28 protein-coding genes, 2 tRNA genes and 1 rRNA gene are annotated in these 20,596 nt (G+C 36.5%); 24 read left to right on the forward strand and 7 right to left on the reverse strand.

Annotated elements, in window-relative coordinates:
• Positions 1-185: 185 nt before the first annotated feature.
• The 8 genes from rrf to tsaD all read left to right on the forward strand — a co-directional run bounded on the left by rrf (position 186) and on the right by tsaD (position 4,355).
• Positions 186-301, forward strand: a 5S ribosomal RNA gene (gene rrf, locus GHD00_RS11185).
• A gap of 86 nt (positions 302-387) precedes the next feature.
• Positions 388-464 (forward strand) — tRNA-Met (locus GHD00_RS11190).
• 71 nt (positions 465-535) lie between these two features.
• Positions 536-612 (forward strand) — tRNA-Asp (locus GHD00_RS11195).
• A gap of 143 nt (positions 613-755) precedes the next feature.
• Positions 756-1,745, forward strand: coding sequence for a thiamine-phosphate kinase (thiL, locus tag GHD00_RS11200; protein WP_163538256.1), 990 nt, complete (start codon positions 756-758; stop codon positions 1,743-1,745).
• Positions 1,738-2,193: a tRNA (adenosine(37)-N6)-threonylcarbamoyltransferase complex ATPase subunit type 1 TsaE gene (tsaE, locus tag GHD00_RS11205; RefSeq protein ID WP_163538257.1), complete on the forward strand. Its 456-nt coding sequence runs from the start codon at positions 1,738-1,740 to the stop codon at positions 2,191-2,193. The genes thiL and tsaE overlap by 8 nt, the downstream gene beginning before the upstream one ends.
• Positions 2,190-2,894, forward strand: coding sequence for a tRNA (adenosine(37)-N6)-threonylcarbamoyltransferase complex dimerization subunit type 1 TsaB (gene tsaB / locus GHD00_RS11210; RefSeq protein WP_163538258.1), 705 nt, complete (start codon positions 2,190-2,192; stop codon positions 2,892-2,894). Before tsaE ends, tsaB begins: the two co-directional genes overlap by 4 nt.
• Positions 2,887-3,333 carry a ribosomal protein S18-alanine N-acetyltransferase gene (gene rimI / locus GHD00_RS11215; RefSeq protein WP_163538259.1) on the forward strand — a complete coding sequence of 149 codons (447 nt, stop codon included), beginning with the start codon at positions 2,887-2,889 and terminating at the stop codon, positions 3,331-3,333. The genes tsaB and rimI overlap by 8 nt, the downstream gene beginning before the upstream one ends.
• Positions 3,330-4,355 carry a tRNA (adenosine(37)-N6)-threonylcarbamoyltransferase complex transferase subunit TsaD gene (gene tsaD, locus GHD00_RS11220; protein WP_163538260.1) on the forward strand — a complete coding sequence of 342 codons (1,026 nt, stop codon included), beginning with the start codon at positions 3,330-3,332 and terminating at the stop codon, positions 4,353-4,355. Before rimI ends, tsaD begins: the two co-directional genes overlap by 4 nt.
• A gap of 412 nt (positions 4,356-4,767) precedes the next feature.
• Here the strand turns inward: tsaD and GHD00_RS11225 are convergent, their stop codons facing one another.
• Positions 4,768-6,696, reverse strand: coding sequence for an ABC-F family ATP-binding cassette domain-containing protein (locus GHD00_RS11225; RefSeq protein WP_163538261.1), 1,929 nt, complete (start codon positions 6,694-6,696; stop codon positions 4,768-4,770).
• A 170-nt stretch (positions 6,697-6,866) separates the two neighbouring features.
• Between GHD00_RS11225 and GHD00_RS11230 the strand changes: the two genes are divergently transcribed.
• Complete coding sequence (locus tag GHD00_RS11230; protein ID WP_163538262.1) at positions 6,867-7,508, forward strand: redox-sensing transcriptional repressor Rex; 642 nt, start codon at positions 6,867-6,869, stop codon at positions 7,506-7,508.
• Between the two features lie 27 nt (positions 7,509-7,535).
• Here the strand turns inward: GHD00_RS11230 and GHD00_RS11235 are convergent, their stop codons facing one another.
• Together GHD00_RS11235 and GHD00_RS11240 are read right to left on the reverse strand one after the other, a co-directional pair.
• Positions 7,536-7,745 (reverse strand): YdiK family protein, encoded by a 210-nt coding sequence (locus GHD00_RS11235; protein WP_163538263.1) that lies wholly within the window; start codon positions 7,743-7,745, stop codon positions 7,536-7,538.
• A gap of 4 nt (positions 7,746-7,749) precedes the next feature.
• The gene (locus tag GHD00_RS11240) at positions 7,750-8,463 is read right to left on the reverse strand and encodes a CPBP family intramembrane glutamic endopeptidase (RefSeq protein WP_163538264.1); all 714 of its coding nucleotides are present in this window, start codon (positions 8,461-8,463) and stop codon (positions 7,750-7,752) included.
• Between the two features lie 250 nt (positions 8,464-8,713).
• Here GHD00_RS11240 and groES point away from each other — a divergent pair, with 250 nt between their 5' ends.
• Positions 8,714-8,998 (forward strand): co-chaperone GroES, encoded by a 285-nt coding sequence (gene groES / locus GHD00_RS11245; RefSeq protein WP_163538265.1) that lies wholly within the window; start codon positions 8,714-8,716, stop codon positions 8,996-8,998.
• Between the two features lie 66 nt (positions 8,999-9,064).
• Positions 9,065-10,702, forward strand: coding sequence for a chaperonin GroEL (gene groL, locus GHD00_RS11250; protein ID WP_163538266.1), 1,638 nt, complete (start codon positions 9,065-9,067; stop codon positions 10,700-10,702).
• A 90-nt stretch (positions 10,703-10,792) separates the two neighbouring features.
• On the opposite strand, the gene GHD00_RS11255 is transcribed toward groL, so the two are convergent.
• The 4 genes from GHD00_RS11255 to GHD00_RS11270 form a co-directional block, all read right to left on the reverse strand.
• Entirely contained in the window at positions 10,793-11,989 is a 1,197-nt protein-coding gene (locus GHD00_RS11255; protein WP_163538267.1) for a tyrosine-type recombinase/integrase, read from the reverse strand.
• 58 nt (positions 11,990-12,047) lie between these two features.
• Entirely contained in the window at positions 12,048-12,395 is a 348-nt protein-coding gene (locus GHD00_RS11260) for a hypothetical protein (protein ID WP_163538268.1), read from the reverse strand.
• Positions 12,395-13,000 (reverse strand): ImmA/IrrE family metallo-endopeptidase, encoded by a 606-nt coding sequence (locus GHD00_RS11265; RefSeq protein WP_163538269.1) that lies wholly within the window; start codon positions 12,998-13,000, stop codon positions 12,395-12,397. The genes GHD00_RS11260 and GHD00_RS11265 overlap by 1 nt, the downstream gene beginning before the upstream one ends.
• A 65-nt stretch (positions 13,001-13,065) precedes the next feature.
• Positions 13,066-13,413: a helix-turn-helix domain-containing protein gene (locus tag GHD00_RS11270; protein WP_163538383.1), complete on the reverse strand. Its 348-nt coding sequence runs from the start codon at positions 13,411-13,413 to the stop codon at positions 13,066-13,068.
• 170 nt (positions 13,414-13,583) lie between these two features.
• On the opposite strand from GHD00_RS11270, the gene GHD00_RS11275 reads away from it, so the two are divergent.
• From GHD00_RS11275 to GHD00_RS11335, 13 genes are all read left to right on the forward strand, one after another.
• Complete coding sequence (locus GHD00_RS11275; RefSeq protein WP_163538270.1) at positions 13,584-13,814, forward strand: helix-turn-helix transcriptional regulator; 231 nt, start codon at positions 13,584-13,586, stop codon at positions 13,812-13,814.
• Complete coding sequence (locus tag GHD00_RS11280) at positions 13,811-14,566, forward strand: phage antirepressor KilAC domain-containing protein (RefSeq protein WP_163538271.1); 756 nt, start codon at positions 13,811-13,813, stop codon at positions 14,564-14,566. Before GHD00_RS11275 ends, GHD00_RS11280 begins: the two co-directional genes overlap by 4 nt.
• On the forward strand, positions 14,566-14,877 hold the full coding sequence (locus GHD00_RS11285; RefSeq protein ID WP_163538272.1) for a hypothetical protein: 312 nt from the start codon (positions 14,566-14,568) through the stop codon (positions 14,875-14,877). The genes GHD00_RS11280 and GHD00_RS11285 overlap by 1 nt, the downstream gene beginning before the upstream one ends.
• Positions 14,878-14,974: 97 nt before the next feature.
• Positions 14,975-15,250: a helix-turn-helix domain-containing protein gene (locus GHD00_RS11290; protein WP_163538273.1), complete on the forward strand. Its 276-nt coding sequence runs from the start codon at positions 14,975-14,977 to the stop codon at positions 15,248-15,250.
• Positions 15,251-15,267: 17 nt separating this feature from the next.
• A complete protein-coding gene (locus GHD00_RS11295) occupies positions 15,268-15,537 on the forward strand; it encodes a hypothetical protein (RefSeq protein ID WP_163538274.1) in 270 nt (89 codons plus the stop codon).
• 695 nt (positions 15,538-16,232) lie between these two features.
• A complete protein-coding gene (locus GHD00_RS11300; RefSeq protein WP_163538275.1) occupies positions 16,233-16,478 on the forward strand; it encodes a DUF7446 family protein in 246 nt (81 codons plus the stop codon).
• Between the two features lie 189 nt (positions 16,479-16,667).
• Positions 16,668-17,486, forward strand: coding sequence for a phage replisome organizer N-terminal domain-containing protein (locus GHD00_RS11305; protein ID WP_163538276.1), 819 nt, complete (start codon positions 16,668-16,670; stop codon positions 17,484-17,486).
• A gap of 10 nt (positions 17,487-17,496) precedes the next feature.
• A complete protein-coding gene (locus GHD00_RS11310) occupies positions 17,497-18,312 on the forward strand; it encodes an ATP-binding protein (RefSeq protein WP_163538277.1) in 816 nt (271 codons plus the stop codon).
• Between the two features lie 10 nt (positions 18,313-18,322).
• A complete protein-coding gene (locus GHD00_RS11315; protein WP_163538278.1) occupies positions 18,323-18,802 on the forward strand; it encodes a hypothetical protein in 480 nt (159 codons plus the stop codon).
• Between the two features lie 17 nt (positions 18,803-18,819).
• Positions 18,820-19,161: a hypothetical protein gene (locus tag GHD00_RS11320; protein ID WP_163538279.1), complete on the forward strand. Its 342-nt coding sequence runs from the start codon at positions 18,820-18,822 to the stop codon at positions 19,159-19,161.
• Positions 19,161-19,352, forward strand: a complete 192-nt coding sequence (locus GHD00_RS11325; RefSeq protein ID WP_163538280.1) for a hypothetical protein — start codon at positions 19,161-19,163, stop codon at positions 19,350-19,352. Before GHD00_RS11320 ends, GHD00_RS11325 begins: the two co-directional genes overlap by 1 nt.
• Complete coding sequence (locus GHD00_RS11330; protein ID WP_163538281.1) at positions 19,349-19,783, forward strand: hypothetical protein; 435 nt, start codon at positions 19,349-19,351, stop codon at positions 19,781-19,783. Before GHD00_RS11325 ends, GHD00_RS11330 begins: the two co-directional genes overlap by 4 nt.
• A gap of 4 nt (positions 19,784-19,787) precedes the next feature.
• Positions 19,788-20,498, forward strand: coding sequence for a hypothetical protein (locus tag GHD00_RS11335; protein WP_163538282.1), 711 nt, complete (start codon positions 19,788-19,790; stop codon positions 20,496-20,498).
• Positions 20,499-20,596 lie beyond the last annotated feature (98 nt).

Consider the following 20,596-nt stretch of genomic DNA (forward strand, 5'->3'; position numbering starts at 1 on the left):
TGACATGTGGAGCTGACGAATACTAATCGATCGAGGACTTAACTATAATGATGAACGCTTTAAACCGTTCGTTTTCGATGTCTATTCTTCTTATCTAGTTTTTAGGGTATATCCTAAATAAAAAGGAAGATCTGTTAAGCCCGTTCACGTCCTGTGAACAACACAGATCGACTTACATTTGTAAGCCTGGTAACGATAGCGGAGAGGTCACACCTGTTCCCATGCCGAACACAGCAGTTAAGCTCTCCAGCGCCCATGGTAGTTGGGGCTTTGCCCCCGCAAGAGTAGGACGTTGCCAGGCTTATCAGTATATCTAATATCATTGAGTTAAGGATTTTATACGTAGTGTGAAGCGTGTAACTTATTATAATAATATATTTTTATCGGCGCGGGGTGGAGCAGTCTGGTAGCTCGTCGGGCTCATAACCCGAAGGTCGCAAGTTCAAATCTTGCCCCCGCAACCAACATTTTCTCACTACGTCGAATAGACTTCAATGCTAGAAAATAATCGTAGTACTCGAAAGAGTGCAACCAAGGTCCGGTAGTTCAGTTGGTTAGAATGCCTGCCTGTCACGCAGGAGGTCGCGGGTTCGAGTCCCGTCCGGACCGCCATTTATGACTAACAAATGTTAACCTTAAGTAATATTACTTAAGGTTTTTTCTATGTCTAAAAAACGTCACTAATTATTTCTATTTTATAGATGATCTGCTATGATAAATGTACAATAAAGAATCCCATAAAATGAGGTATACATATGGATGAATTTGCTTTTATACAATCAATCAAACAAGCTTATTATAAACAACCTAGTGTAGTAAAAGGCATTGGTGATGATGCTGCTATTATTAGACAACCATATCAGGATATTATTACGACTGTAGATACAATGGTCGAGTCTATTCATTTTTCCACAGAAACTACAGAACCTTATCATATTGGTTTTCGAGCATTAGCTGCAAATATTAGTGATATTGCGGCAATGGGAGGGATTCCATCTTCCTACCTAGTATCCATGACTATTCCCAATCATTGGTCTCAAGAATCGTTACAGGCTATTTATGCAGGAATGGATGGCTTAGCGAAACAATATCAAATGGATGTCATTGGCGGAGATACTGTATCAGGGGAACAATTAACGGTAACCATTACTGTGATAGGATATGTTCCAAAAGGAAAAGCTCGATACCGTAGTCAAGCACGAGAAGGTGATATCGTATTTGTTACGGGTACGTTAGGAGATTCTGCATGTGGTTTACATATGTTATTAAAAGGGGTAAAGGATATATCTCAAGAGGATCAATATTTTATAGAACGTCATCGAATGCCTGTGCCACGTGTTTCTTTTGCCAAGGCTTGTCAATCACTTAATCGAATTGTGTTCAATGATGTCAGTGATGGGATAGCTAATGAAGCAAATGAAATTGCAGAAGCATCTCAACTTACACTTCAGTTAAACTATAATGATATCCCTGTACATGCTTATTTAAGGCAATTTGAAGAGAATCAAGTAATGGAATGGGCTCTTTCCGGTGGAGAAGATTTTGAATTGATTGGGACGGTTTCTCCTAATGAGTGGGGACAATTGAAAAAGATAGCCAATCAAACTGACACAATGCTTACTGCTATTGGTACAGTACTTAATAAACCAAAGCAAAATGGAATGGTTTTGTTAGAGAAAAAGAGCCGGATAGCAACATTAGAAAAGTCAGGCTACACGCATCTAAGAGGTGAAAAGAATGAGTGAATACGTATTTTATACACAAACAGAAGATAAAACCAAAAGGCTTGCTGAGAAGTTATCTTTATTATTGCGTCCCGGAGATGTTATCACATTAGAAGGCGATTTAGGTGCGGGTAAAACGACTTTTACAAAAGGCTTAGGTGCGGGGTTAGGTGTAACAAGAACTATTAATAGTCCTACATTTACCATTGTTAAAGAATATATGGGAGAAATCCCATTATATCATATGGATGTATACCGTTTAGAAGGAAGTGAGGAAGATATAGGGTTCGATGAGTACTTTCACGGAGACGGTATCACTGTCATAGAGTGGGCCTCGTTTATTGAAGAATATCTTCCTGGCAAACGCCTCGATATTGTCATAAAGCGGGAGGGTGAGGCTTCAAGGACCATTTATCTTCATCCAAAAGGGGATTATTTTGAATCTATTTGTAAGGAGCTTTACCGATGAATATTTTAGCTATTGATACATCTAATCAAGTAATGGGAGTAGCTGTCTGGAAAGATGGGGAATTAAAGGCTGAATACACTGCTAATATGAAGAGAAATCATTCCGTTGGCCTAATGCCATCTATTGATCATATTATGCGTGAAACGAACATAATGCCAAGTGAATTAGACCGTATTGCAGTTGCCAAAGGACCAGGTTCCTATACAGGTGTTCGGATTGGTTTAGCTACTGCTAAAACGATGGCGTGGACTTTACAGATCCCTATTGTGTCTGTATCAAGCTTAGAGCTTTTAGCACATAATGTTTCCCATCAACCACATTTCATATGTCCTTTTTTTGATGCAAGACGTGGATTAGTTTATACAGGGTTGTACCAAGCTAAGGAAGGCCATATTAGCTTAGTAGAAAAGGAGCAAAATATATTGCTTTCTACTTGGTTAGAACAGGTGAGAGAAAAAGAACAACCTGTAATGTTTTTAAGCCAAGACATGTCTTACCATCGTGATACAATTGTTCGTACAATGGGAGATCAAGCTATTTTTCCTAGTCCGGCTTTACATATACCTAGACCAGGCGTACTTGCTTATTTAGCTACCTTTTATGAAATAGCAGATACTCACGCCTTAACCCCTAACTATATTCGATTGGTGGAGGCAGAGGCCAATTGGTTAAAGGAGCAGGAAAGAAAGCAAAATGGATAAAATAGTTTTTCGAAAAATGACAGAAAATGATATTGAGGCTGTGTCTCAAATTGATGAAAAATCTTTTCCGAAACCATGGCCAAAACAAATTTATTATGAAGAAATGAACTTAAACCAATATGCTAAATACTTTGTTACCACAGTTAATGAAGAAGTAGTAGGGTTTTGTGGTACATGGATGGTGCTAGATGAAGCACAAGTAACCAATATTGCCATTCACCCTGCGTATCGGGGGAGAGGTTTAGGAGAAGGACTATTTCAGTATGTCATAAACTATGCTGTTGCACATGATGTGAAGCATTTATCCTTAGAGGTTAGGATGTCTAATTTGGTCGCTCAGCGTATGTACAAAAAATTTGGCTTACAACCAGGTGGCGTTAGGAAAAATTATTACACAGATAATCAAGAAGATGCTTTAGTATTGTGGGTGAATTTATGAGTGAGTATATATTAGGAATTGAAACAAGCTGTGATGAAACCGCAGCAGCTATAGTAAAAGATGGTAAAGAAATAGTATCAAATGTTGTTGCCTCTCAAATAGAAAGTCATAAGCGGTTTGGGGGAGTAGTGCCCGAAGTAGCATCAAGGCATCATGTCGAGCATATAACTTTAGTATTAGAAGAGACATTTGCCCAAGCTGGTTTGACAATGAAAGAAATGGCAGCTGTTACGGTAACAGAAGGCCCAGGACTTGTTGGTGCATTGTTAGTCGGCGTTAATACGGCAAAGGCATTGGCTTTTGCACACGGTAAACCATTGATTGGTGTTCACCACATTGCTGGGCATATTTATGCGAATCGTTTAGTAAAAGAATTTGATTTCCCTGTGCTCGCATTGGTTGTATCTGGAGGCCATACAGAACTTATTTTAATGAAAGAGCATGGAAATTTTGAAATCATTGGCGAGACACGTGATGATGCAGCAGGAGAAGCTTATGATAAAATTGCTAGAACATTAAAACTTCCTTATCCAGGAGGTCCAAAAATCGACCAATTATCTGCAGAAGGGACAGAATCTATAGACTTTCCGAGAGCATGGCTAGAAGAAGGTTCTTTTGATTTTAGTTTTAGTGGGTTGAAATCCTCTGTTATCAACACATTGCATAATGCAAAACAACGTGGCGAAAACTTAAAAGAAAAAGATATAGCAGCTAGCTTCCAAGCAAGTGTTGTCGATGTACTAGTGGAGAAAACTTATAGAGCTGCTAAAAAGTATGGGGTAAAGCAAGTAATTGTAGCAGGAGGTGTGGCTGCCAATCGGGGGCTAAGAGTTGCCATGAATGAAAAATTTGAAGAAGAAGAGTTGGAATTAATGTTTCCCCCTTTAAAGTTATGTACAGATAATGCAGCAATGGTTGCAGCTGCAGGAAGTGTAGCTTATCATCAAGGACACCGAGCAGACTGGGATTTAAATGCCAATCCTAGCTTAAGTTTAGAACGGTATGCAACAAGAGGAAAATAAAATTTTATATTTATCAAAGGAGCTGACTGACTTTGGGTCAGCTCTTTATTTACACTTTAGGAAATGCAGGGAAGTTACTCGATGTAGCAAGAATTATTAAGTACAAAGTATAAGTAAAACTAAGGCTTTCGCCATAAGGACATGCGAAATGCCAAGTTTTTCTTTATCCACTAATGCACAAGTTATCAACATACACACACATAAATTGTGGATATTCATGTTCGGGATTGATGTATCAGTATGTGTATAAATGACAAAAATGGGGATAACTAATGGTATAATTGTGGATAATGTGTATAAGTTGGGAAAAAACCGATAAAATAGCACGTTTATAAGTGGATAAGTCTGTGAATAATTCATTTTTATCTAAATATCAAAAAAACGCATTATCACAAGATAATGCGTAAATGATCTATGATTCATGCAGTTCTGTCCATTCTTCCATAAGTTGTTCAGAACGTTCTTTCAATTCATTATTTTCTGTTGTTAATTCTAATGATTTTTCATGATCTTGGAAAACTTCCGGTTCACATAGCTTTTCTTCAATCTCTTCAATGCTAGCTTCTAATTGTTCAATCTCTTCTTCTATTTGTTGAATTCTTCGTTCCTTTTTACGATTCTGTTTTTTTAGTTCTTTTTCCTTCTCAAAGTCGGTTTTAGTCGAAGTAATTGGCTGTTTCTTCTCTTTTTCTGCTTGTTGGAGCTCCGCTAGCTCACGTTCTTCTTGTTTTTTCTCCAAATAATAATCATAGTCTCCCAAGTAAAGGGTCGTATGATTTGGTTGCATCTCTAACACTTGTGTAGCAAGTTTGTTAATAAAATAACGGTCGTGTGATACAAATAGAATCGTACCAGGATAATCAATCAGTGCACTTTCCAATACCTCTTTACTATCAAGATCTAAGTGGTTGGTCGGCTCATCTAAAAGCAAGAAGTTTGCTTTTTCCATCATTAATTTAGCTAAAGCGAGTCTGGCTTTTTCTCCACCACTTAAAGCAGATACAGAGCGAAGTACATCTTCTCCACTAAAAAGGAAATTCCCTAGGATCGTACGAATATCTTTTTCATTCATAGAAGGGTAGTCATCCCATAATTCATTTAGCACGGTTTTTTTACTATTTAACTGTGCTTGTTCTTGGTCATAGTATCCTATTTGTACATTTGCGCCTAAGTGAATGGTTCCATCTTCCTGGTCAAGTTGGCCGATGATCGTTTTCAGCAATGTCGACTTTCCAACACCATTTGGCCCAACCAAAGCAATGCTGTCCCCTCGTTGTACCCATAAATGGACATTTGAAAAAATATGAGGATCTGTCGTTTGATAGCGAAAAGATAAACCGTTTATTTTTAACACATCATTACCACTTCGTCGTTCTACTTGAAAAGAAAACTTAGCAGAGCCTTCCTCTCCTACAGGCCTGTCCATTACTTCCATTTTTTCTAGTTGTTTTCTTCTGCTTTGAGCTCTCTTGGTTGTGGATGCACGGGCAATATTTTTTTGAATAAAATCTTCCATTTGCTTTATTTCAGCCTGTTGTTTTTCATAAAGCTTAAGGTCTCGCTCATAGTTCGCGCTTTTTTGCTCTAGATACTTGCTATAGTTACCATGGTATTTCGTTGAGGAATGTCTGGAGATTTCATAAACGATATGAACGGTCTTATCTAAGAAATACCTGTCGTGTGAAACGATAACGACTGCGCCTTGATAGTTATTTAGATAATTTTCAAGCCAAGTTAATGTTTGAATATCTAAGTGGTTGGTTGGCTCGTCTAGAATTAGGATATCAGGTTTAGTTAATAGAAGTTTCCCTAAAGCTAATCGAGTTTTCTGTCCGCCGCTCAAGTTTGTAATAGAAGTAGACCATGTATCTTCGGGAAAATCTAACCCCGTTAACACGGCTTTTATATCCGCTTCATATTGATAACCACCCGCTTGTTTAAAAGCTTCCTGCCTTTGATCATAACTAGATAGAAGTTGTTGATATCGATCATGATTGGCTAACAGGTCGGGATCCCCCATTTGCTCTTCCATTTTCCGAAGCGCTTGTTCTTCTTTTAGTAAGTCAGTAAAAATATGCTCCATTTCGTCCCAAATCGTTTCATTGGAATCGAGCCCTGTATGTTGTGCTAAATAGCCAAGTGATACATCCTTTGGCTTATGGATTTCCCCCTCATCATAACTTAACTGCCCAGAAATAATATTAAGAAGAGTGGATTTACCAGCACCGTTTCGGCCAACTATTGCGATTCTATCATTTTCTTTTATTTCTAGTTTTATATTAGAAAGTATTAATTCAGCACCAAATCGTTTGGTTAAATCATTTACTTGTAAATAGATCATGTACGTTCACCTCAATGATTTAAGTGTATCTTAAATGGGGAACAAACTGCAAGTAGTGTATCACTGTATCGAATTAGTGAATAATTTCACGACATTTTAGACAAAGTCTGTTAGAATGTAAAGAAAGGTGCTACATATAGATGATACGATATCAGTAAGGGGAATGAGTAATGGGAAATCAACATAAAATACCTCAAGCAACAGCTAAGCGGTTACCTCTTTATTATCGTTTTTTAAACAATTTACATATACAAGGGAAAGCACGAGTGTCTTCAAAGCAGCTAAGTGACGCGATGAAGATTGATTCTGCAACTATTCGACGTGACTTCTCCTATTTTGGTGCATTAGGGAAAAAGGGTTACGGATATAATGTAGAATATTTGCTCGGTTTTTTTCGAAAAACACTGGATCAAGATGAGAATACACCTGTTATCCTTATCGGAGTTGGTAATTTAGGAACCGCTTTTTTAAACTATAATTTTACGAAAAATAATAATACGAAAATTGAAATGGCGTTTGATGCGGATCATGCGAAGGTAGGAGAGATTATAGGCAATATTCCAGTGCATCATATAGATGAACTAGAGGAGATGATGGAAAATATCTCTGTGGCTATCTTAACGGTACCCGTAACAGAGGCGCAGGGAATAACAGACCGTTTAGTGGAATGCGGCGTAACCGGTATACTAAATTTTACACCTGCAAGGATTACGGTACCTGAGCATGTAAGAGTGCATCATATAGATTTAGCAGTAGAATTACAATCGCTTGTTTATTTTATGAAGCATTACCCGTTAGATGACGAAGGATAAGTAAAGTGCTGTTCTGATGACAGCACTTTATTTATCCTTTTTTCGGTTTGCTTTTTTTATTCGAAAATGTAAGTTAAACAAACGAGTAGCTACAACGAAATCTATGGTTGCGAAAAAAGCTAACAACATCGTAATGAAATTAAAGACAGTCTCTTCCGCAGATTGTATGGCAATATACGTAAATAATATGCCTAATCCGAGGTATAAAAATGCATGACTAAGTGGTGAAATTTTCATGTTCTTAAATGCCCCCAATAATGATTAACTGTAAGTTTTCTAATTGATCTAGCATCTTATCAATTTCTTCTGGATCGATAGAAAGCTGCCCAATCACAGCATATGTGTTAATGGCCATGTGTGCGATGATCGGTACAATGATACGTTTCGTTTCTACATATAGGAAAGCAAAAACCATTCCTACAACAGTGTAGGTTAATATATGGTTAAAGTCCATATGAATGAGAGCAAACATAACCCCAGAAATAATGGCTGCAAAAAAGAAATTCATTCTCTTATATAATGTACCGAAAATGGCTTTGCGAAAAACTAGTTCTTCTAAGATGGGACCTAGTACGGAAATAATAATAATAAAAATTGGGGCTTGTCTTGCTACCTTTGTCAGCATCAATGTGTTTTCTGAACCTGGTGGTATATTAAAAACAAATGTCTCAATAACACTAGATATAATTTGACCTATAAACACTAAGATAAATCCGAGAACAGACCATAAAATAATAGATCCAATCTTCTTTTCTCGTAAAGAAAAAAAGCTTTTCCATTCTTCTCGAAGTAAATAAAGTGAGACTATTAAGGCAACGGCAAAACTAAAAATCGTCCACCCTACAAGTGCTGTTAATTCATTAATTTCTGTAAAATATACAAGGGGTGCCACAATGACACCTGATAGCTGCATGAAACAATAGGTGACAATAAGATAAATATATTTTTTCGGCAAAGTACAACGACTCCCTTAATCTTTTTTCATCATGATACGTATTTTAACACAACTTTAGAATAAAATTGAAATAGTTCGTCTATATTATCATGTGTGCTATAGGCAAAAAATTTTTTTGGAAAATCTACTACATATTACTTGCAAAAAAAATAAGTTTTCATTATTATAATAATTGTGTTAGCACTCCTTTCGATTGAGTGCTAACAAATAGATGAAAAAGATGGATAGATACCAAGGAGGTTATTAAAAGATGCTAAAACCATTAGGTGACCGTGTCATTATTGAACTTGTTGAGCAAGAAGAAAAAACAGCAAGTGGAATTGTTCTTCCAGATTCTGCGAAAGAAAAGCCGCAAGAAGGAAAAGTTGTAGCTGTTGGATCAGGTCGTGTAACAGACAATGGTGAGAAAGTAGCACTTGAAGTAAAAGAAGGAAATAACATTATTTTCTCTAAATTTGCTGGTACAGAAGTAACTTACGATGGTAAAGAATACTTAATTCTTCGTGAAAATGATATCTTAGCTGTTATTGGCTAATAGTCATTCGAAGACACTTTTGGATAAATATCATACGGTAAACAAAAATAGGGAGGTTTTTCGAAGATGGCAAAAGAACTTAAATTTAGTGAAGAAGCTCGTCAATCCATGATGCAAGGCGTGGATACTCTAGCCAACGCTGTTAAAGTAACTTTAGGGCCAAAAGGTCGTAACGTTGTATTAGATAAAAAATACGGCTCTCCACTTATTACTAATGATGGGGTAACGATTGCAAAAGAAATTGAATTAGAAGATAAATTTGAAAATATGGGTGCTCAACTAGTTTCAGAGGTAGCATCTCAAACGAACGATGTAGCAGGTGATGGTACTACTACTGCAACAGTATTAGCACAAGCTATGATTCAAGAAGGTTTAAAAAACGTAGCATCTGGTGCAAACCCAGTAGGGGTACGCCGTGGTATTGAAAAAGCTGTAGAACTTGCCACAGAAGAGCTGCGCAAAGTATCTGAACCAATTGAAAGCAAAGACTCTATCGCTCAAGTAGCTTCCATCTCTTCTGGTGATAATGAAGTTGGACAACTTATCGCAGAAGCAATGGAACGCGTGGGTAATGATGGTGTCATCACGATCGAAGAATCTAAAGGTTTCAATACAGAATTAGAAGTTGTAGAAGGTATGCAATTCGATCGCGGCTATGCTTCACCTTATATGGTAACAGACCAAGATAAGATGGAAGCAGAGCTTGAAGATCCATATATTTTAGTTACTGATAAGAAAATTAATAACATCCAAGAAGTTCTACCTGTACTTGAAGAAGTTGTGCAACAAGGTAAACCACTTCTACTTATTTCTGAAGATGTAGAAGGGGAAGCACTTGCTACATTAGTAGTAAACAAGCTGCGCGGTACATTTAATGCAGTAGCAGTAAAAGCCCCTGGATTTGGTGACCGCCGTAAAGCAATGCTAGAAGATATTGCTGTACTTACTGGTGCCGAAGTCATTACAGAAGATCTTGGATTAGATCTTAAAAACACTAGCATTGAACAACTAGGTCGCGCTTCTAAAGTAGTAGTAACAAAAGAAAACACTACGGTTGTAGAAGGTTCTGGTGACCCTGAAAAAATTTCAGCTCGTGTGGCACAAATCCGTAGTCAAATTGAAGAAACGACTTCTGAATTTGATAAAGAAAAATTACAAGAACGTCTTGCTAAACTTGCTGGCGGTGTAGCAGTAGTAAAAGTTGGTGCGGCAACAGAAACGGAATTGAAAGAACGTAAGCTGCGTATCGAAGACGCATTAAACTCTACTCGTGCTGCTGTTCAAGAAGGTATTGTATCTGGTGGTGGTACTGCACTACTTAACGTATACAATAAAGTAAAAGAATTAGGCTTAGATGATGACGAAGCTACTGGTGTAAACATTGTACTTCGTGCGCTTGAAGAACCAGTACGTCAAATCGCGACGAACGCTGGTCTTGAAGGTTCTATCATTGTAGAACGTTTAAAAGGTGAAAAAGTAGGTGTCGGCTTTAATGCTGCAACAGGCGAATGGGTAAACATGGTAGAAGCAGGTATTGTGGACCCAACAAAAGTTACTCGTTCTGCACTTCAAAACGCAGCATCAGTAGCAGCAATGTTCCTAACTACTGAAGCTGTAGTAGCTGACCTTCCAGAAGAAAATGGCGGCGGTGCACCAGACCCAGGGGCAATGGGCGGCATGCCAGGAATGGGCGGCATGATGTAAGGAACTGCCCGAAACACTGGTATAACAGGGTTTATGTGATAAAATCACTTGAAATTGAGCGAAAATGTCACATTTATGTCACGAAAAATTTTAATTTAAGTCTGAAAGGGCGTTTTCGTAAATGTTTCTTACTTTTGCGGAAGCGTCCTTTTTCATTTTTTCTGTGACGTGTGTATAGATTTTCATTGTTGTTTTTATATCTTCATGGCCAACCCTTTTCATAATGCTTGAAATGTCAATTCCGGCTTCTGTCATCATGCTTATATGCGAATGTCTAAAAATGTGCGGTGTAGCGTTCTTAGTAATACTGGTGTATTGTAACAGCCTTTCCATTCTTGTATTTAAATTCTTATGAATGAATGGGTAACCATTCGGATGACAAAAGACAAAATTACCATCGTGATATTCTTCTATTTCATGTCTGTATTTCATCTTATTTTTCACCTGTTGCTTTTGATGCGCTTTTAACATATCCATAATCTCTTGTTCCATCACAATTGTTCTTATGCTACCTTCTGTTTTAGGAGGGGTTAATTCGTATTCGCTCATTTTTCCATTCTCATTGTAAAGAGTTTTGGTGATTCTAATTTCCCTCGTCTTAAAATTAATATCAGACCACTTCAAAGCAAGTAATTCACCAGATCGCATTCCTGAAAAAGCTAATAAATAGAATCTTTCCTTGTCCAATTTTAAACCATGTTCTTTGACCGCATCTAAAAACTGTTCTAATTCTTCACGATCTAGGTATTTCTTTTCAATCTTATCGTTTTCTATTTCTTCAACAGTCTTTCTCCGTTTCGGTACAACAACATCCATAGTAGGATCTTCTTTGATAACTCTATCTTTTATCGCTTGTTTGAATACCATTCTAGCTGTCGTATTAACACCTTGCACTGTTGTTCTTGCATAATCCGGAGAAATCTCATTTATAAAGCGTTGATACCTAGAATGTGTTATTTTTCCAATTGGAACTTTAGCCATGTGATTATTTAAAATTCTCACTTCTTTTTCACGGATTCGAATCGTACTTCTTTTCACTCCTGTTAAGGTGTAAACGTCTAACCAATGTTTTGCTGCCATTTCAAATGTTACTCGATTGGCTATGCTTTCATCGATCTTATCCTCCGACAATGAACGAATGGCTTGTTCTACTCTTTTTTTAGCTTCTTTTTGTGTTTTACCTCTTCGCTTAATCTGTTTCCTTCTTCCTGTTACGGGATCAGCAGGGCCTTCTCCTACAGCTTCCCATGCTTTCCCCTTTTTTGTTTCTACTTTTCGAACATACATTTTTAATCCCTCCTACTAAAAAAGCGCACCACTCTGTGCACTTTATTCTTTTTATTATTTAAGATAGGTTGACTCTATCCATATAAAACACCTCTTTTACATCTTCAACTCTAACAACGAGTTTTGTTATGTCTTCCTGGGAATATCCCTGATTATTGATTCGACTCTCAACGTTTTCTAAATTGATTCCAAAATGATCGTCTAATGTCGAATTTAATATTAAATCACTAATGAGCACAGAAACACTAAGTTCATCTCCTTCAAAGTTATCCATATCACCTGTACTGAAATTAGAGGTTATAGGCAAATATAATGTGCGACCTTCCCATTCAAAATTCTCAACTACTAACCACATAGGAACTTTCATGTTATCTATGTAGTCATAGTATAAAGTCATATCATTCATCATTGAGCCCCCTTTAATTGTTTATAGAGTTGATCCATTATTGCTTTTGTTTCATGAGACCAATTGGATGGGTCATAACTTTTTTTATAATTAGAATGTTGCTTTATAAATTCATGATCCAAATTTGCCTGTTGTATCCTTCTTTTGATCTGATCTACTCTTTTTTGGGCTAGACGTAATGGTACATGAAAAGTGAATGCTAATAATGAACTTAAATGATGTTCGGATTGAGGTAAGTCTAGTTGTTTTATCATGTAAAACGGCATAGCTGCATATAACACAAATTGGTTTGCTTGACGTTCTTGAAGAGTAATGAAACTATCAACAAATCTTTCTTGATCTCCATGATGTCTTAGAGGATGGCACAGCTCGTGGAAAAAAATTTTTCTCATAGTTTCCGTGGGCTTATTTGGGTTCAGAAAGATAATAGCATCCTCTTCATCCCATAAAGCGACCTCTCTAGCGCCTTCCATATATGCGATGTTCATATTTAACTTTTTTGCCACATTATCGATTGCTAAATCTGATGGAGAAATAATGTCATGTTTTAGGTATAGATTTTCCAACCAAATTTCTAGTTCAGTTTTTTGATACGAATCAAACATAGAAGACCCCCAATAATCGAATGTATGTTTGTTATATAGTTATAAAAAAGAGCCTTAAAGGCTTCTTATTTATCTTTTTTTAGTTTGCGGAATATTCTAAGTTGTTCTTCTAAGTATTCTTTTTCTTGTTCTGTAATATCTTCGAAGTTGTGAAAAGCTCTGTTAGGATTATCAGATTCTGTTTGAGGATTGGGATCATCACTTCTTCCCGTAAGATAATCTGTTGTTACATCAAAAAGATCAGCTAACCTATTAGCAGTTTCCATCGGCGGTGACTTGGTACCTCTTTCATAACCTGTATACGTTTCTCTAGCAACGCCAATTTTATTCGCAACATATTTTTGCGTCCATTTCTTATCGACATCTTTCCTGTTTTCCCTAAGGCTTTTCAATCTTTCCGGAAAGATTTCCATTTCATACACTCTCCTTTTCCCCTTTCCATTATAAATGTTTCTTTAAGTAACGTCAGTAAATGTTCTTAAAAGTACGTTTTTTTTAAAATTATATGTTGACATGTTCCTTTAGAGAACATATAATTAAAAACAAGATGAAGTTCCTAAAAGGAACAAAAAGGGGGTGCAACATGAGAAATTGGTTAAAAGAAATGCGCAACCAAAGAAGGTTGACACATTTTGAGGTAGCTACATTATCCGGTATTTCTAGAAGTCATTACACCCATATAGAAAAAGGAAATAAAACACCATCGGTCGAAGTAGCTAAATCTATCGCTAAGACTCTTAAGTTTGACTGGGTGATTTTTTTTGAAAATAAAAGTTCCCAAAAGGAACAAATAGATAAGGAGTTGATCTCATGAATCAATTAACAAAAATCTTTAATGGTCATCAATTGCGAATTATTAACAATGGTGATGAAACAGAGTTTGTTGCTAAAGATGTGTGCGACATTTTGGAAATTAAAAATTCAAGAATGGCATTAAGCCGATTAGATGGTGATGAAAAGGGTGTAAGTTCAATTGACACCCATGGCGGATACCAAAAAATTGGAACAGTTAATGAATTCGGTTTATACAACTTAGTTCTTAGTAGCCGTAAACCAGAAGCAAAACAATTTAAACGTTGGGTAACTCATGAAGTAATCCCTTCTATTAGAAAAAATGGATATTACGAATTAGAAAAGCCATCTTATATGATTGACGATCCGATCAAACGTGCTGAACGTTGGATTATCGAACGAAAAGAATATGAACTACTTGAACAACAACGAAAAGAAGAACTACCATACACAAATTTTGGAAAAGCCGTTTCTAATTCCAATGCATCTATAAATATTGGTTCATTCTCCAAAATGATGTATGACGATCACGGTATCAAATTAGGCCGAAATAAAATGTTCAAGTGGTTACGTGATAATGGATATTTAATTAAAACTGGCCGTGAGAAAAATCAACCTAAGCAACAGTACATTGAACAAGGTTTATTCACCACTACCGTAACAATGATTTCTCGTACGCATGGTGATGTAGAAAGTGTGACAACTTTAATAACTGGTAAAGGTCAAGTGAAACTGTCAGAAAAGTTGATACAAGAGTATGGGGTGACAGTTTAATGCCAACCATCCAATTCGAACAAACCGAAATTCAATTAATGGTATCTGAACTCAAAAAGCAACTCATTCCAGAAATCCGAAAAGAGTTAGAAATGATAGATAAGCTACCTCCATTGATGACAAGAAAGCAATTCATGGAGGTAGCCAACATCAAAGATAAGAAGTGTAATGAATTGTTTAACCGATCTGATTTTCCAGTAACTCGTGAATTAGGGCATCCACGAGTAGTAACGGCTAAGCTATTCGAATGGTTGGAAAAGGATATCGAGAACCGCAATATGATCGACTTTCCTTATCCATACACTTCTTAATTAGGGCGCACATTAAGTATAACAATCTAAAACATAAATAGATAGATAACTTGCACGTATCGCACGTGCAGATTAGGAACGGGAAGGAGGGTAGGCATTGGAAAACATTGAGGGGAATCTTCTTAGAAAAATGAGGTTGAAAAGAGGTTTTACGCAAGATCAAATGGCTGAAAGGATGTGTTTGAACCGTTCAACCATATCAAGAATGGAGAATGGAAAGATCACCGTCACACTTAGAGATGCGATGATCTGGTCACAGAAAACATCCAATCAAGATTTATTACTTAGCTTTATCGCTAATGCAGATGTAATAGGCGATTCGATTACAAGTTTACCAACTGTCGTAAGTCTAGCATTACCATTTATAGCTTAATAGGAGGAAATCAAACAATGTTAGAAGATCATTACCCAAAAGCTTTATTAACTAAGGTAGAAGAAGAAGTGTTGTGTATGAATCACTGTTTTGAGGAAGCGAAGAGATTAGCAAGTAAAGGTCAAACGGATAAAGCGGAATGTTACTTGAATAACGCATTTCGATCATTAAAACAATTGGGTGCATATTCTCGTTCATTTACTTATACACCACAGCCCAAGTCTTACTATGATGAAATGATTGCAAAAGAAAGGAAGAGACAAATTGAAACAAGATCGAGCGTTTAAAATATTCATTTCTGTATCAGGCATTTTAACTTACTTATTCTTGCTTATCAGTATTTTTAGCATATAAAAAGCACCTGTTGCACCAGGCGCTCTTCAGGATAGAGATTGATTGTATTTGACTCTATTATATCACGGATGAAGCTAGATTGCTAGCTTTGTCCTAATGGTCACAAGCGATTTTAAAAAATTACCAACTCATAATGACTTCCTTCCTTTCTCGTTTGTGGTCATTAGGATGCAGCTGCATCAAAATTACATAAAGGTGGTGTATATGATTTATGAAATCGTATTTTTCAAGAAAGTAAAAAACGATTTCCGATGCGTCAAATCATTTCTCGTTACAGCTGATAGCGTCAGTGAATGCAACGAAATCGCAAAGGAAATCAGTAATCGAATGGAACACAATTTAAGGTTCCACATCTTTGATTTTGTTGTGTGAAGGTATTATATCACAAATTTTAGGTGGTGAATAATTAAAATGAGTTTTTTGAAAGAATATGGCCACATTTTAGCCCTGATATTATTTATTGCTGCTGTATGTTACGGATTTCCAATGCGATATATCCACTACTTTGGAGGTTGATCATATTGAGTAAGTGGAAAGAAAACATCTACATTTTATTACTCACCTTATTCTTAGCAGGGTTAGCCTATGGATGGACAAGTATTATCTTTCAATTTTTAGGAGTGATGGAATGAAATTAGATATCCGAGTAACCGAAGAAACGAACCGTATTTACATTGGTTTTACCAATGAAGAAAACCCTAACCAAATCAAGAAGGTAGGGGATGTGACAGATGAAGCTGTGGCAGCAGTTTTTCAATACATGATGCAAGAGCATGCAAAACGTAATGAAGATGATCAAAAATTAGGGGTGAAAATGCCAGGTCTAGGCGAACTGCATTATTATCCTCCAGACGGTGATGATCTTGATTCGTGAAAGAAAAGAACCGATCCCCTATGTCTACCAACACTGGGCAGAGGGGAGTAGGGAACTATTCAAAAGTTACGTGGCAGGCTATATAAGCAATAATTATCGTGGTTATGAGTTAGTGAGGATTGAAAACAGGCAAGACAGCAATCATCAAGAAGAAAGAATAACGTTTCAGCGCTAAGGAGGGCGGTGCGAATGAGTAATGTTAAATGGATTAAATTAAGCACTCAAATGTTTGAAGATGAAAAAATAAGACTTATCGAAAAAATGCCCGAAGCAGATACGATATTAATTATTTGGGTAAAGCTTCTGGCGCAAGCTGGGAAAGTTAATGCTAGTGGTTACATTTTTCTATCCGAAAATATTCCATATACAGATGAAATGTTGTCCACTTTATTTGATCGGCCGATTGGTACCGTCAGAATGGCTCTAAAAACTTTTCAACAATTTGGAATGATTGAAATTGATGAAAATCAATTTATTTCTATCACTAATTGGGAAAAACATCAAAATATTGAAGGGTTAGACAAGATAAGAGAACAAACCAGAAAACGCGTTGCCAAGCATCGTGAACGAAAGAAAATAGAGCAAAAAAATCATAGTAACGTTACTGAAACGTTAAGTAACGAAACAGAAGAAGAATTAGAAAGAGAATTAGATAAAGAAAAAGATAATAATAAAGACATTATACGTGATCTGTTCGATCACTATGTTTCTAAAAATATCGTGAAGCACCGCAAATTAACTTCTCCTATGCGTACAGCAATCAAAAGGAGATTAAAAGATTATAGCTTCAAAGAATTAAAAAAGGCGATAGACAACTATGCTTATATCTTAAATAGCAATAATCATTGGTTTTCTCACAAGTATCCATTAGCTGATCTAATGAGAGATAAAGATATTCGTAAATTTTTAGATGAGGCTGATCCACTGAATAATTATTTGAAACGTACATTCGATTCTAGAAATAAATTAAACATTAATCAGTTTGACCCGAAAAAAGATGCTTTTTAGGAGGGAAGCTATGCAGGTAATTAAATCAGTATTAGGCATGTTCGAAGAAGTGGGGAAAGAAGAATGCACGGAATGCGGTCATGTTTACAAATTGTATCAAACCCCAGTAGGCGTAAAAGGGAGCTGTAAACCTTGCTCTGACAGGCAAGTGTTCAAAGACTTTAATTTACCAACATCAAAAGAGTACAAAGAAGCTAAAGAATTGAATTTTATTTTAAGTTTTGAACGTGTTACAGACGATTTAAAAAACGTAACCGTTAATGGATATCAACCAAAACATGAATCGCAGTTAAGGGCAAAACAGACAGCTGCAAAGTACGTAAAAGAATTTGATGGAACAAAAACACTTGCATTTAGTGGAGAACCAGGGCTAGGAAAAAGCCACTTAGCTTATGCAATGGTGAAAGGCGTTCGGAGCAAACGATATTTTGATAAAAAAACACAAAAGGAAAAGCCGTACAAAGCCATGTTTATTAAAACAACGGACTTATTAATGAAAATCAAAGGAACGTACAACTATCAATCAAATTTAACGGAAGAACGTATTATGAAACTTATCGATGAATTAGATTTACTAGCTCTGGATGATTTAGGTTCTGAATACGTAAAACCAAGCGAAAACGGACAAGAAACTTGGGCATCAGATATTTTATTTCGAGTTATTGATATGCGATTAGGTAAAGGATTAATCACTACGACTAATTACAGTGAATCCTCTCTAAAAGAGAAGCTAGGGATCAATGGGGATCGAATCGTTGATAGGTTGCTAGATAATGCTCAAGCAATACGCCTAGAAGGAGAAAGTTACCGCAGGAAAGGTTTTTAGGAGGGGTTGGATGGAAACATTAGATTCACCAGTATTCGAAGTTAAACAAGATTCTCAATGGCATAAAGATACAGTTTTCAGAAACCAAAAACGTAAGGAGTTTTTCAAAGAACTAAGCGAAAAATATTTGACTGACAATGGTTTTGCATTTTATCACGAAGGACATTTCGGTATTTACGGTCATTCAAAGGATTATGAAACATATAAAGATGAATTGACTAAAAATCCTGATAAGAACGGAATTCATACATTTAAGAAACGTTCGAAATATCACAAGATTTTCAAGGAAATGCTTGAAGGATTCGAGGATAAGTATTCACCATTCAAAGCACATGATGTATTTGGTACTAACAATATGAAAGCAAGCCAATGGCTAGGAGATAGATGGTTTTGGAGCGTTAAAGATAAGTCGCAAGTAGTTGGTGATGAAGTAGAGCCGTTAGATTACAAGGATTATTTAAAAGTGGTTATGGAACATGTTGAAGAATGATTTTAGGAGGTAACGGAATGAACACAATACCAGTAATAGCATTTAAAAATAAAGCAAAGAAAGACAGGTTTTTATCAAATGGACCAGATGCCGGGGATTGGTCAGATGATGATTTGGATGTATCAGTTAGCGAAATTGAAAATGCTTTTATGATTTGGAGAGGAGATCTCACGAAACCAACTGACAAAGATGTCGAAGCACTTAAAGAAGAGTCGAAAGCGCATAAAAATTTTATGTTAGATCAATACGGAACAGATGCGGTGATAAACTTTGATGTTGAACAGTGGCTAGAACAATATGAACCAGTAAATTTGGAGATAACAAAAGAACAATGGGAATTGGCCAAGGAGTGGTATTAATGGACCACAGCGAGATAGAACAGCTTAAATTTGAATCCCGACCTTCTCCAAACATCATACCGGATTGGTATGAGGAACATAAGCAAGCTAGAAAATTAGGGCAACCAAAAAGAAGCCAAGCAGAAAAAGAAAAGATAGCTGCTGAATCAGATAGATTGCTAGAAGAATACTTAAAGGAGTACGTAACATGAGAACAACAGGCCAACCGTTGCATTTGAATCCAAAACATAATTGGGTGTATTGCTTGGAAAACTACGAACCAGCATTTGAGGAAGATACATTAAAGCGCATCGTAGAACAGTACAAACAAGGTGCAAGTATGAAGTGGATAGCTAAGCGAGAAAGAAGAGTATGGCAAGAAATCTTTTTAGCTTTATTTGATCAAGCGTGTAAAGGCAGAGTGTTGCCACCATGTGCTTTTTGGTCAGAAGGACAATTGGATGAAACAGAAATCTATATTGAAGAGATTCATAGCGAAGAACCATTTGATTGGGGCGAAGAAAAAGAATTTGTGAAAGTTGTTATAACTACTGAATGCCTAGGAAGTATTAACAAGAAAACGCATATCGTTGAGAAAAAAGATTGGGAACAAACAAAAAAGCGCGGTTATTACATGGGGTGATGACTTGCATCGAGTTGAGATCATCCGAAAGATCGATGCGATATTAGACATTTACGATAAAACAGCCAATAAAAAAGAACTAGATACCCAGCTGCAGCAACTAAGAGGTAAACTAACCGGAACCAAAGATGATCGTATCAACCGATTATTAGCAAAAGGTGAGGATTTAACTTTTTCTGAAATTCATTGGCTATTAGATCAAGAAATAACTAGGACTAAAATTGCAAAAGCCATGAGAATGAATCTTACGAACTTTGTGGAGTACTTAGAAAACCACGGGATAGAACGAGTAAGAAAGGAGAGGGAAACTGTGTCAAAAGCAAAAGGAGATGTCGAGCGAGCAAAAACCTTGTTAAAGGAAAATGATTTAAGTTGCCCAGAGATTGCTAAGCGTACAGGAGTCAATGAATCCACTGTTTATTACCATGCTAAGAAAATTAGAAGTAGCAACACCATAGATAAATCAGATAAACCGAAAACGAATGTTAAGAAAGAGGTTAGCGAACAATCCGTCATTCAAAGATTAAAAAAGGAGAAAGAAATAGCTGAAAATCATGCTGATGAACTTCATGCCACAGTACAAGAATTACTTAAAGAACGAAAAGAACTCATGCGTAAGTTAGAAGAAAAGGAGCAAGAGCAAGTGAATAGCGAGCCATTAGCAAAGGTTCAAAAGAAACATGATCTATTATTAGATTATATTCAGCTGGGGTGATTATATGACAAAGTTATACCTGGTCGAAGAAAAATATAAGAACAGCGATGGTGAGTGCTTAACACGAATAGTGACTTACTACTCAAAGCCAAATAAAT

The organism is Gracilibacillus sp. YIM 98692 (genome assembly GCF_010993965.1).
Taxonomy (GTDB): Bacteria; Bacillota; Bacilli; order Bacillales; family Amphibacillaceae; genus Gracilibacillus.